Consider the following 12,908-nt stretch of genomic DNA (forward strand, 5'->3'; position numbering starts at 1 on the left):
TTTTTTATTCCTATGCAAGACCAGATACTCGATATTGAAAAACAAGTAACCGCTGGTGCCGCCGCCCTGTCCAGTCAGGAGGCCATCGAATCATTCCGGATTCAGTTCCTCGGGCGGAAAGGAAAAATCAGTGAGCTGTTCGATCAGCTTCCCAACGTTCCCAAAGAAGAACGGGGAAACATCGGGAAAAAGCTCAACCAACTGAAAAATGAAGCCCAGCGATTGCTCGATCAGGCCAGTGATCGCCTGAAACAGACAACGGGCTCTCAGCCTGCCTATGATGTAACCCTGCCGGGTACTCCTCTCACCTTCGGAAAGCTTCATCCGATTTCGGTGGTGATGAATGAAATGATTGATATTTTCCGTTTCCTTGGGTTTTCAGTCGAAAACGGACCCGAACTGGAACATGACTTTTACAATTTTGAAGCTCTGAATTTCGAAGCAGATCACCCAGCACGGGACATGCAGGATACCTTTTTTATCGACAAGGATGTTCTTCTGCGCACCCATACGTCTCCTGTTCAGATACGGCTGATGGAAAAAAAGAAACCTCCCATCCGTTCTATCATGCCCGGAAGGGTCTACCGCAATGAGGCGGTTTCAGCCAGAAGCTATTGCGTCTTTCATCAGCTGGAAGGTTTACTGGTTGATGAACAGGTATCCATGGTGGATCTGAAATCCATTCTTCTTGCTTTCAGCAGAGAATTTTTCGGACCAAATACGAAGATCAAACTGAGACCATCGTTCTTTCCATTTACAGAACCCTCCGCCGAGGTTGATGTTTCCTGTCACCTTTGCCACGGCAAAGGATGCCGGGTTTGCAAGCATTCCGGATGGCTCGAAATTCTCGGTTGCGGAATGGTGGATCCGAATGTGTTCAAATCATGCGGAATCGATCCCGAGCACTATACCGGTTATGCATTCGGTATGGGCATTGAACGAATCACCATGATGCGTTACGGTGTCGATGATATCCGCTTATTATACGATAACAATACTCGGTTTTTACAACAATTCTGATATGAAAATAATCTACAGCTGGTTAAGGGAATTTGTCGAATTTGACTGGACTCCTGAAGAACTTGCTTCCAGGCTGACACTGGCCGGATTGGAAGTAGAGGGAATTGAAAACCATTCACCCGGCTTTTCCGGTGTGATCACCGGTAAGGTACTTCACCGCGATAAGCACCCGAATGCCGATAAACTGAGTGTCTGCAGCGTGGACCTCGGCGATGGCTTGCCCGTCAGGATTGTCTGCGGTGCTCCGAATGTACAGGCCGGTCAGATGGTTCCCGTTGCCGTACCCGGCTCAAAACTTCCCGGTGGTCTGTCCATCGGCAAAGCCACCATCCGCGGAGTGGAATCCTCGGGAATGATCTGTTCCCGCTCAGAACTCGGACTTGAGGAAGGCAAATCACCCGGAATCTGGGTGTTGCCGGAAAACACTAAACCGGGTCTCGATCTGGTGACCCTCCTGGGTTTAAAAACCGACTATGTGCTCGAAGTGGCCATTACCGCCAACCGCGGCGACTGTCTGAGCCATCTGGGAATTGCACGCGAAGTATCGGCCCTGACCGGTAATCCGGTCCGGATCCCGGACACCCAGATTTCCCCCGACTTTTATCTGAAGGAAACCTCAGATCCGTACATCAGCATAGAACTGGCCGCACCAGCTGCCTGCCCGGTCTATGTGGGCTGGTATCTCGATGGGGTCCGGCCGGTGGCCTCACCCGATTGGATGCAACGCCGACTGCAGTTAATGGGACTGAGACCGCGTAATATTCTGGTGGATGCCACCAATTATGTGATGATGGAATGTGGACAGCCCCTTCATGCCTTCGACTACTCCACGATCCAAAGCCGGAAAATCAAAGTATTTGAAACCGGGAAAACCCGTTTTACCACCCTTGATTCAAAGGAAAGGGAATTGCCGGACCGGGCCTTGATGATTGGTGATGACTCCCGGGCCGTTGCACTGGCTGGTATTATGGGAGGTGAAAATTCGGAAGTGACCGATTCAACCCGGACCGTCCTGCTTGAATCAGCGTGGTTTCATCCGGCAAGCATCAGGCGCACCGCCAAACGATTAGGGGTTTCCACCGATAGCAGTTACCGCTTCGAACGTGGCATTGATACCCATCTTCAGGAATATGCTGCCAAGCGTGCAGCCAAGCTGATGGTCGAAGTAACCGGCGGCAAATTGGCCCTGAAACCCGTGGTTGCCACCAGCCACCCTCCGGTTCAGAATGAACTGGTGGTCCGTTTTCAGCAGGTAAAACGAATTCTGGGAATTGAAATCCCGAAAGAGCGTATACACAGTATTCTCGAAAACCTTGGTTTCGTTCTCATTGGTGAATCGGCTACGCAGATGATGGTCCGGATTCCCACCCATCGCCCCGACATTACCCGGGAGATCGATGTGATTGAGGAACTCATCAGGATCCATGGTTTTCAGCATATTCCCGAATCGGGGACCGTCACCACCTTCTTTAACAGTGAAACCTCCAAGGAACACGACCGGAATAACCGGATTAAGTTCATTCTTTGCGGGGCCGGCTTTCAGGAAGTGATATGCAATTCGATGATTTCCCGTCCCGAATCGGACCTGATTACCACGGATAGTGTGGAAATCCTGAACCCGCAAAGCGAGGATATGAAAACCCTCAGACCATCCATGATTCCGGGGTTGCTTCAGGTAATCCGGCGAAATCAGAACATGGGCGTACCCAATCTTCGACTGTTCGAATTCGGCAGAACTTTTCTGAAAACAGAATCGGATCGTTATAAACGGTTACCCGGATATACCGAAAACCGCATTCTGGCCATTGCGCTGACGGGTGATTTTCTGGAACAGAACTGGAATCAACCGGTTCGTAAATCATCCTTCTTTGACCTGAAATCGGTTGTGATGTCGGTAACCGGCCTTTGGCACCTTCAACAGTCCCTTCAGGCTGAGCCACAGGCCGATTCGGTTTATTCGAATGGAATGGTCTTACTTGCCAATGGGAAAAGAGTGGCATCGTTGGGCGAGCTTCGACCAGAACTCACCGGATTCTATGACTGCCGGAACCCGGTTTATGTGGCAGAAATCTATCTGGATCTGCTGGATGATCTTTCTCGACTCACACCCCGATACCGTGAATTACCCCGGTTCCTTCCTGTTGAAAAAGATCTGGCCTTCTGGGTGGATAAAACGGTCCCGGCCGACAAACTGATCGCCACAATCCGCGAAAGTGAACGAGACTGGATTCAGGATGTCAGGGTTTTTGATGTGTTTGAAGCAAAAGGGGAAAATTCCGGCCGGCGGTCGGTTGCCTTCCGCATCACACTTCAGAACCTGGACCGGACATTTACCGACGAAGACATCAACGCCTGGATCCAAAAGGTTAAAAAGGGAATGGAAACGGCACATCAGGCCGAACTGAGGGGTGTATGATTGAGCTGGAAAACCTTCGTAAACTATGGGATCATCTCTATCAGATCGAGCAGCGGCTTCAGCAAAAATCGGCTGAAATTGAACGGCTCACCCACCTGAACATGCAGCTGGAAGAAAAACTGCGTGCCAAGGAATCCGATCTGAGCCAGGCCCGAATGTTATTTGAGTCGAGTCAGCAAAGCTTTCAGACCGAAAAGCAGGAAATTGAAAGTCAGGTGAAATCCCTGATCAACCGAATCGATCAGCTTACCGGAGAGAAATGACGATGGAAACGGTGAAAGTGAGAATTTTCGATACGGAATATACCCTGAAAGGGGATGATCCGGCGTTGATTTACCGGTGTGCCGAGCAGGTTGACCGGTTGATGAATGAGCTTCACAAGGGAAGAAGTGACCGTCCGGTTCTTGCTCTGGCGATTTTAACGGCCCTCAACCTGGCAGAGTCACTGGAAGCCGAACGGAAGAAATCGGCAGATCCGGATGGATTTGCTCAGAGCGAAGTAACCCGGATGATTGACTTTACCGATAAGTTGTTACAATCCTGATTTTTTACGATAATAGAAAAGTCCGCACCTGCTATTGGCCACGAGATAATAAGAATCTGACAATTTATTGTCTGCAGGGGTCACCGTTCTGTTCATGTAATGCAGGCCTCAACCGTCTGACGGTTTCGTTTCACCGGATGCCTTAAGTGGCTGGAACCGGCGGCAAAAAACGAACAGTGGAAGCAAGAAGTGAAAAGGCCGATCCCACCGTGTCATGAAATGAGATTCTTCATTTCCTCTCAATAGCAGTGTTGCGGCGCTTTTTTAATGTCCCGAAATCACCTTCAGATGTTTTTCCAGAATACCCACCGAAATTTCTCTGGCGCTTCTTGTGATAATTTCACCATCTGCATGAATGGTCAGATCCTCGGGACTCCAGATTTTACCATCAGCCGTTAACAATCTTTTCACTTCCGGTTCACCCAGATGGGTTCCCTTGATGACTTTGGGAAAGATGTTAAAAACGCGGTTTTTCCTGACATCAGATATGATTGTCGTGTGGAAAAGTCCGTCATCAATCAGGGCACCCGGTGTGAGATGAAAAATGCCTCCTGCATGGGTCCCGTTTCCAAACGTCATCAGAAACAACGGAAAGTGCATGTCCTGACCGCTGGCAGATAGCCGGATGGTGGGTTCCCGGTAGGTGACCAGAGTGGTCATCACGGAAAGCACGTAAGAAAATTTCCCGAGATATTTTATCCGGTTTGCCCGTGCTGCAACCAGGGCATCAAACCCGATTCCGATGTTATTGACGAAATACCGCCTGGCAGAATTGGTTTCTACCAACCCCACATCGACTGCCTTCACTTCATAACGGAACAACTGATCGAGCGCAGTCAGCGGATTGGCCGGATCCATCCGGAGCATTTTAATAAAATCGTTACCGGTTCCGCATGGAATGACTCCGAACCGGACAGGCAGATCCCATATACCATTTAATACTTCATTCACCGTGCCATCACCGCCAACCGCAATGATAACCTCTGCTTCAGCCGCGGCCTTCCTGGCCAGGTGAGTGGCTTCTCCGGTTGCTGACGTATATAAAAAGGTGGATTGCAGGCCTCTTTGACGGGCATCTGCTTCAAGAAGCTGACCGTAGGCTTTCCCTTTTCCTGAACCGGCATTGGGATTAACGATAAAGGCAAGTTTCGATCCCGTCATTCCGATTTATCTCCCTTTGAATCCATGATCCAGGCATAGATCTGATCACCCGGGTGAAAATTCAGACCGGCATCGGGTGTCACCAGCGTTCCCTGAATGGCTTCTTGCTGATCTTCTTTCCAGTTCAGGTCGAAAAAGGCCACGCCGGTATGAACCGAGTTCAGTACCACTTTTTCATGCCGCAAGGCATTGCGTGCTTCGATTTTCAAGGAAACCGATCCGGGCACTCCCGGGGTAGTCACCATTTTTCCAATGTATTCCTTGTGCCAGGCTGACTGATTTGAAGGACCTGCTGACCAGGCCGATTCTCCCGGAATGTCCAGATAAAATCCGGATGAAAATCCCCGGTTAAACACGGTTCCCAGTTGCTCCATCCAGTTTTGGATGCGGTCGGGTGTGAAGCGGTCTTCCATGACGGCATCAATGGCCTGTCGGTACACCCCGGTGACCACCTGAACGTATTCAGGGCTTCGTTTTCGTCCTTCAATTTTAAGCGAGTGAACGCCTGAGGCAATCAGTTGGTCAAGAAAGGGAAGCGCACATAAATCGCTGGGTGACATGATGGAGTCTTCACCGATGATGAGCTGGTCTCCGGTTTCGGTATCAGTAGCGGTGACTTCATACGTCCGTCGGCAGGGCTGAATGCAATCACCGCGATTGGCTGAGTGATTAAACAACTCATGACTCATAAAACAGCGACCCGAAACGGCTACACACATGGCCCCATGAACAAAAACTTCGATTTCGAGTGAACTTTTCTCACGGATTTGCCGAAGGTCTTCAAGAGAGCACTCCCGTGCGAGTACCACCCGTTTGGCTCCCAGTTTTTCCGCCAGCCTGATTCCGGCTGAATTGGAAACAGAACCCTGTGTGGAAATGGCAAAGGGAACACCCAATTCCTGACACAAATCAATCACTCCCCAGTCCCAAGCAATCACCATGTCGGTCTTTGCCTCTCCGGCCTGTATGAGCAACTGACGTAAATCATCCAGCTCATTTTCATAAACGATGGTGTTGACAGTCAGATAGGCTTTGACGCCAGCCTCATGGCAACGATTGACCATGGGAACCAGATCATCAGGACTGAAATTGCGTGCTCTTGCCCGCATGTTGAATTGGGAGGAACCAAAATAGATGGCATCCGCTCCGGCATGAATGGCCGTCTGCAGATGAATCAGGTTTCCTGCAGGAGCCATCAGTTCTGGTGAAAATGACTTCGATTTCATATCCGGCAAACATACTGTTATTTTGGTTCATTCTGAAAAACAGCCAGATTCATCCATGATAAAACCCATACTGACCCTTCTCCTGATGGCGCTTGCCACCGGATTCATACAACGTCCGGAAGCCTGGTCTCAGGAAATCAACTCCTATACCCATGATGAATGGACCACCGATGATGGGTTGCCCCAAAACACCATCCTCAGTGTTATACAGAGTCATTCTGGCTATATATGGCTGGGAACGTATGAAGGATTGGTCCGGTATAACGGGACCTCTTTTACCGTCTTCGATTCGAGAAATACACCCGCACTTACCAATCATGCCATTATCTCCCTTCTCGAAACCACCGATTCCACCATCTGGATCGGTACACGTTCCGGACTCTTCTCATTAAAAAATCAGGAAATCGGCCTTCCTGATTTTTCACAACGGACACAAGGCCGGTTTATCAGGTCCCTGGCAATGGGCCAGGACAATGAGTTGTGGGTGGGAACCGATAATGGACTGCTTCAGATCAGGAATGGCAATGTGAAAGAGTACCGGTTGTCTGATGGCCTGATCAGCGAGACCATTACTGCACTGACAACCGGCCCTGATGGTTCTGTCTGGATAGGGACCCCTTTGGGCCTGATCCGGCTCTCTGACGGACAGTTTTTTACCTATGGACTTCGCGAAGGACTCCCATCTCTTTATATACGATCACTGGTGACCGACCAGAACCAGACGGTTTGGGTGGGAACGAGCAATGGATTGGCAAGGATCATCGATCGTGAAATTGAAAAAGCACCTCCCGGACTGGCACCAGAAAACCCGGTTATCACCTCCCTCATGTCCGACCGCGAAGGTGGCCTATGGATCGGAACAGATGAAGGCGTCTACCGGTTTAATGCGGGTCTGCAGTCTTCTTTTACCACGGCTGATGGTTTGTCTTCCAATCGGGTCAGGTCCCTGTTTCAGGACAGGGAAGGCACGATGTGGGTGGGTACCAATGTGGGGTTGAATACCCTTAGACGAGGTCGGTTTACCGTGTTAACCTCGGCTAAAGGATTATCGGATGATTACACACGGACTGTTTATGAGGCCCCGGATGGTTGGGTTTGGATCGGAACCAGCAGCGGTCTGAATGCCTGGAATCCAGCAGATAACAAGATCAGGCAACAGTTTCAGGGATTACCGGTCACAGAGGTTTTATCAGTGGCCTCTGATGAACAGGGTCAGCTTTGGGTGGGAACCGCCGGAAAAGGGTTGTACAAAGGCCGGGCTGGTGTGTTTAGTCCGGTTGTTTATTCATCCGATCAGAATGGGTCGGTCATCCGTGCATTGTTGCCATCGTCCAATGGAGGTATGTGGATTGGCTCAACCCGCGGATTGTATCATTACCGGAATGGTCAGGTCAGTTTGTTTACGAACCGGAATGGAACGTCGAACAACTTTATTCTCTCATTGGCCTATGAAGCGTCAGGAGCTCTTCTGGTTGGTACATCCAATGGACTGAACAGACTGAATCCGGATGGCCAGATCGACATGATCAGGTTACCCGGGGGAGGATTGATGAGCAATGTTTTCTCCATTTATCCCGAGGCTGATTCTCTGGTCTGGATAGGGACTGATGCCGGCTTGTATCTATTAAAAGCGGAAAAGGTGTTCAGGATAACGACCCGGGAGGGACTTTTCGACGATGTGGCGTTTCAGATTCTGGATGATGCACAGGGCAATTTATGGATGACCTGTAACAAAGGAATCTACTCGGTTTCCAGACAGCAGCTGCTCGATCTGGTGGATGGAAGACGCAAATCGGTTGAATCACAGGCCTACGGAAAAACCGATGGTCTTAAAACGAGCCAGTGCAACGGAAGTTCCCAGCCGGCTGGTTGGCGGACCCGTGATGGCAGACTGCTGTTTCCCACCGCACGGGGGATGGCCATCCTGAATCCGGCCGAAAAACCAACCATAAACACCACACCTCCGCCGGTTGTCCTCGAATCCATTCTGTCCTATAACCTGCCAATGGCGGTCAGTCAGCGGGTTGAACTATCACCAGGTATCAAGCGATTCGAATTTCAGTTTGCAGTGCTGTCTTTTATCGAGCCGGAAAAGGTTCAGTGCCGGTACCGGTTATTTGGTTATGACGATGATTGGATCGATGCCCGCAACCTCAGACAGGCCACCTATACCAACCTGCCTCCCGGGCGTTACCGGTTTCAGGTGATTGCAGCCAATAACGATGGGTATTGGAATGATGATGGCGCTTCGGTGGATCTCTATGTGGAACCTCTGTTTTACCAGACAAGTTGGTTCTGGATCATTCTGGTCGGATTTTTCGGACTATTACTGACAGGTGGGCACTTTTACCGGATTTCGAGCCTGAAAAATTCGGAGCGCCGGCTGGCGGTGCTGGTGAATGAGCGGACACGTGATATTGTGGCAGAAAAGCAGCGGAGTGATGAAGCACGGGAGTCGCTCCGTGAAAAATCGGATGCATTGCAAGTTGCTCTGACCCGATTGCAGCAAACCCAGTTTCAGTTAATTCAAAATGAGAAAATGGCGTCGCTGGGACAATTGACGGCTGGTCTTGCCCACGAACTTAATAATCCGATGAATTACATCCTGTCTGCACTGGTTCCGCTGAAACGGGATTTCGATCTGCTGACCAGTCTGGTCAATGATGCGCGTCAGCTGCCCATTCCGGGCCTGGCCGATGCACTCCATCTTCACGATTATGATGAAATCCTGAAAGAAATCCCTGTCCTTTTGTCGGGAATTCAGGATGGAGCTAAAAGAACAGAAGCCATTGTATCGGGATTCAGACGATTTGCACGTCCGGAAGAAGATACTCCCAAAAAGACCAGTATAGCAGATTGTTTCGAAACCACTTTGTCGGTTATCGGGGGCAGATTATCGCCTTCTGTCCTTATTGTAAAGGATTTTAAGCCGGTTCCTTTGGTGGATTGCTTTCCCGGACAGATCAATCAGGTGATTTTCAACCTGATTTCAAATGCTGAGGACGCCATGCCCCACGGAGGTCTGTTAACACTGTCGATTTCTCCGAAGGATGAAAACACGGTTCAATTTTCAGTTGCCGATACCGGTGAGGGAATTCCTGAGGAATCGGTTAAGAAGATTTTTGAACCATTTTACTCGACCCGTCAGGTGGGCAAGGGAAGCGGATTGGGGTTGTTTGTGGTTTACGGTATTGTCAATGCTCACCATGGTACCATCTCGGTGGAATCGTCGCCGGGTGAGGGAAGTTGCTTTTCGGTGACTTTGCCGGTCAGAATGCAATAAAAAAGGGGACCCTCATCGAGGAATCCCCTTTAATACCAACAGGTCAATCAGATCAGTTAAGTGATTTTGCCTGATACAAGGCCAGCAATTTGTCGGCATCCCGTGTGTAGGCAGCGTCCTTGTAATTTTCTTTCAGATCGGTCAGAAAATCGATGGCGTTCGAGTATTCGCCGGCCTCTGCCGCGGTCAGTGCGGCCAGATACAGGTACCGGGGAGTCAGAAGCGGATTTCCAGCCTTTTCAGCAGCCTTGCTGTATAAATCAGAGGCTTTTGCAGGTTCTTTCTGGTGCTCATAGACGGCAGCCATGCCACCTAAAGCGGCTGCTTCCAGATGCGGGCTTTTTGAGGAGACCATATCAAAGTATTCAAATGCCTGCTCGTAATTGCCAAGTTCCATATTGGCCTTACCGGCATAGAACGCAGCAATGGAGCCGCTTGAAGTACCCGAAAAGTCATCTGCAATGGCTGCTAAGCCAACCGATGCATTGGTGGAATCACCATTTAATGCCTTTTCCCATTGCTGGGTAGCAACCATGGGATACACTTTAGCCAGCAGATCGGCTGCTTCTTCTTCCTGGCTGCTCTTTAAAAAGGCCCAGGAAATACTTCCGATAATGACCAGCAAAAGTGCTGCTCCGGCAATCAGAACGGTCCGCTCATTTTTATAATACCAGCCCATGAACCGTGTATAGGCGGTCACCAGATTATCTTCCCGGATTTCTTTTTGTGAAACTTTGACCGGTTTCTTTGCTTTCAGCATAATCGAACTATAACTCCTGATAAAAAACAGACTTACAATTTACGAATAAATTTCATGGTTTGCACTTGCCAGTGTGTTCTTCATCAGCATGGCAATGGTCATGGGCCCGACTCCACCGGGAACAGGCGTTATCGCAGAGGCCAATGGGAAGCATCCTTCATAATCAACATCACCGGTTAGCCGGTAGCCTGATGCCTTTGTGGGATCGGGAATGCGGTTCATTCCGACATCAATGATAACCACTCCCGGCTTGATCATGTCGGGGGTGACTGCATTCACGGCGCCGGCGGCAACCACCAGAATATCGGCCTGCCTGGTAAATTGCCCCATGTTCTTCGTACCGGTGTGGCAGATGGTGACGGTTGCATTGCCTTTTTTGCTTTTTTGAAGTAACAGATTGGCCATGGGCTTGCCCACAATGTTGCTGCGGCCAATGACCACGGCATGTTTCCCGTCGGGCCGGTTTCCGCTTCGGTCGAGCATTTCAAGAATTCCAGCTGGCGTGCAGGGAACGAAGCAGGGATCTCCTGTCACCAATTTCCCGGCATTAATCGGGTGAAATCCATCAACATCCTTCCGGTAATCGATGGTTTCAATCACCTTCTGCGGATTAATATGGGCTGGCAACGGCATCTGAACCAGAATGCCATCCACCTCTGGGTGCTGATTGTAGAACCGCACGCGATCAAGCAAGTCCTTTTCTGAAACCTCCGCAGGAAGGTGATCACTGAAACTGATAATGCCCAGTTCGGCGCAGGTTTTTATTTTTGAACCCACATAAGCCTTCGAGGCAGGGTTTTCTCCAACCAGAATGACGGCAAGACCGGGTGCCCGAAGACCCGCTGACATCCGCCTTTCAATCCCAAGGGAAACTTCCTGTTTAATATCCTGTGAAATCTGTTTTCCGTCAATCACCTGTGTCACTTTAAAACTCCGGAAAAAACAAACGATCGATTTTTGAAGCCTTACCGGTCATGACATCGGCCCTGATGATTACCGAGGCGAAATGCAGATCCTCTGTGGCCGGCTCATATTTGGAGGGCGAACCCAGAACAAAACGGCGTAAGGCCGCTTCCTTTTTCATGCCAATGACTGAATCATAAGGCCCCGTCATTCCGATATCTGAAATATAGGCTGTTCCTTCCGGCAGAATCCGGTTATCAGCCGTTGGGGTGTGGGTATGTGTGCCCACAACCGCACCCACCTTTCCATTCAGATACCAACCCATCGAAATTTTCTCCGCGCTGGCATCGGCATGAAAATCCACAATGATCAGCCGGGTTTCCTGCTTCATCTTGTCAATGATCCAATCGGAGGTTTTAAACGGACAGTCGATGGGATACATGTAAGTCCGTCCCTGCAGATTCAGGACGCCGATTTTTCCTTTCCCATTGGGAATGTCATAGATTCCATAACCGTAACCCGGATTTCCTTTCGGGTAGTTCAGCGGCCGCAACAGGCGTTTATCTGATTGCCAGTAAGGGAAGATTTTGTGCTTGTCAAATGAATGGTTGCCGCCGGTAATGACATGTACACCTGCCTGATACAACCGGGAGATCATCTCTTCGTTAAGTCCGCGTCCTTCATGGAGATTCTCGCCGTTGGCGATCACAAAATCGATACGGTGTTGCTGAACAAAGCCGGGAAGAAGTCTTTCAACCGTGGTCAATCCCTGTTCGGCAATCACATCGCCGATAACCATGATCGTAATTTCAGTATTCAATTGGTTGTTCCTTCCCCGGAAACCGGTAAAATGGTACCCTGATTCCACTTCTGATTGAATTCCGCAGTCAGAAGGGCGATGGTGTTGGTGTCATGAATTTCGAATCCGGAATGGGGCTGCTCGCCATACACCAAAGGGTATGCGTACAAAATCACCACCGGATCATTTAATCGGTGTCCGATAAAATAGGAAGATTCAGGAATGTGATGGTCACGTACAATTCTGACCTGAAGTTTCTGATAAATCTCCGCTTCCATCCCGCCGGCTGTTGCTTTCTTAATCAGCGTATGCAACCGTTCCATCCGTTTCCGCTGGCGTTCCTGTTCGGCTGGGGTAACTCCATCGAACAATAAAATTCTGATCCGTTTCAGTCCACCCGACCTGAAGTTGTCAGAAAACAGGGAGAGTAGCTCATCACTGGCCAGGGTCAGCGGGGGATTGAACATGAAAAAGTCGCGGTTGAATCCGGTCCAGACCATTTCATCCCTTGGGTTGTCGATCAGTCTGATTCTGGAAAGATTGTTTCTGGTTTCGGTGTGAATCAGGTTAATCATGTCATGGTTCTGATTCAATCCCGACTCAATCCGGTCCAGACGGGAGGAAAGCTGCCAGTTCTGTACCACGCTGTAGAAGATATACAGGCAAATGATCACAAAGAACACACCCACCAGGTTTTCATCCTCAATCAGACCCATTGAATGAAGGACGAGGGTACCGACGGCCCCGATTCCCCAGAGAATGGTTGAAAGGTGAGTTAACAGGCGGGGCATCATGA

At 49.8% G+C, this 12,908-nt stretch carries 11 protein-coding genes; 5 read left to right on the forward strand and 6 right to left on the reverse strand.

All coding sequences use genetic code 11. The features are described 5' to 3' along the window. Positions 1-12 precede the first annotated feature (12 nt). The 4 genes from pheS to HUU10_06085 are packed head-to-tail and all read left to right on the forward strand — an operon-like array spanning position 13 to position 3,980. A complete protein-coding gene (pheS, locus tag HUU10_06070; protein NUQ81158.1) occupies positions 13-1,020 on the forward strand; it encodes a phenylalanine--tRNA ligase subunit alpha in 1,008 nt (335 codons plus the stop codon). Position 1,021: 1 nt separating this feature from the next. Then, a complete protein-coding gene (locus HUU10_06075) occupies positions 1,022-3,436 on the forward strand; it encodes a phenylalanine--tRNA ligase subunit beta (protein NUQ81159.1) in 2,415 nt (804 codons plus the stop codon). Beyond that, positions 3,433-3,699 carry a hypothetical protein gene (locus HUU10_06080; GenBank protein ID NUQ81160.1) on the forward strand — a complete coding sequence of 89 codons (267 nt, stop codon included), beginning with the start codon at positions 3,433-3,435 and terminating at the stop codon, positions 3,697-3,699. The genes HUU10_06075 and HUU10_06080 overlap by 4 nt, the downstream gene beginning before the upstream one ends. Before the next feature lie 2 nt (positions 3,700-3,701). Next, the gene (locus HUU10_06085) at positions 3,702-3,980 is read left to right on the forward strand and encodes a cell division protein ZapA (protein ID NUQ81161.1); all 279 of its coding nucleotides are present in this window, start codon (positions 3,702-3,704) and stop codon (positions 3,978-3,980) included. 264 nt (positions 3,981-4,244) lie between these two features. Here HUU10_06085 and HUU10_06090 read toward each other — a convergent pair whose 3' ends face one another. Then, positions 4,245-5,141: a diacylglycerol kinase family lipid kinase gene (locus HUU10_06090; GenBank protein ID NUQ81162.1), complete on the reverse strand. Its 897-nt coding sequence runs from the start codon at positions 5,139-5,141 to the stop codon at positions 4,245-4,247. Next, a complete protein-coding gene (locus HUU10_06095; protein ID NUQ81163.1) occupies positions 5,138-6,367 on the reverse strand; it encodes a U32 family peptidase in 1,230 nt (409 codons plus the stop codon). Before HUU10_06095 ends, HUU10_06090 begins: the two co-directional genes overlap by 4 nt. A 55-nt stretch (positions 6,368-6,422) precedes the next feature. On the opposite strand from HUU10_06095, the gene HUU10_06100 reads away from it, so the two are divergent. After that, a complete protein-coding gene (locus HUU10_06100; GenBank protein NUQ81164.1) occupies positions 6,423-9,650 on the forward strand; it encodes a hypothetical protein in 3,228 nt (1,075 codons plus the stop codon). Positions 9,651-9,702: 52 nt separating this feature from the next. Here the strand turns inward: HUU10_06100 and HUU10_06105 are convergent, their stop codons facing one another. Genes HUU10_06105 through HUU10_06120 form a run of 4 tightly spaced genes read right to left on the reverse strand, consistent with a single transcriptional unit; the run spans position 9,703 to position 12,906 of the window. Beyond that, positions 9,703-10,410 carry a tetratricopeptide repeat protein gene (locus tag HUU10_06105; protein NUQ81165.1) on the reverse strand — a complete coding sequence of 236 codons (708 nt, stop codon included), beginning with the start codon at positions 10,408-10,410 and terminating at the stop codon, positions 9,703-9,705. A 39-nt stretch (positions 10,411-10,449) separates the two neighbouring features. Next, complete coding sequence (gene folD / locus HUU10_06110) at positions 10,450-11,334, reverse strand: bifunctional methylenetetrahydrofolate dehydrogenase/methenyltetrahydrofolate cyclohydrolase FolD (GenBank protein ID NUQ81166.1); 885 nt, start codon at positions 11,332-11,334, stop codon at positions 10,450-10,452. 1 nt (position 11,335) lies between these two features. Beyond that, on the reverse strand, positions 11,336-12,112 hold the full coding sequence (locus HUU10_06115) for a TIGR00282 family metallophosphoesterase (GenBank protein NUQ81167.1): 777 nt from the start codon (positions 12,110-12,112) through the stop codon (positions 11,336-11,338). Positions 12,113-12,129: 17 nt separating this feature from the next. Continuing rightward, positions 12,130-12,906 (reverse strand): hypothetical protein, encoded by a 777-nt coding sequence (locus tag HUU10_06120; GenBank protein ID NUQ81168.1) that lies wholly within the window; start codon positions 12,904-12,906, stop codon positions 12,130-12,132. Positions 12,907-12,908 lie beyond the last annotated feature (2 nt).

It is taken from the genome of Bacteroidota bacterium (genome assembly GCA_013360915.1).
Classification (GTDB): Bacteria; Bacteroidota; JABWAT01; order JABWAT01; family JABWAT01; genus JABWAT01.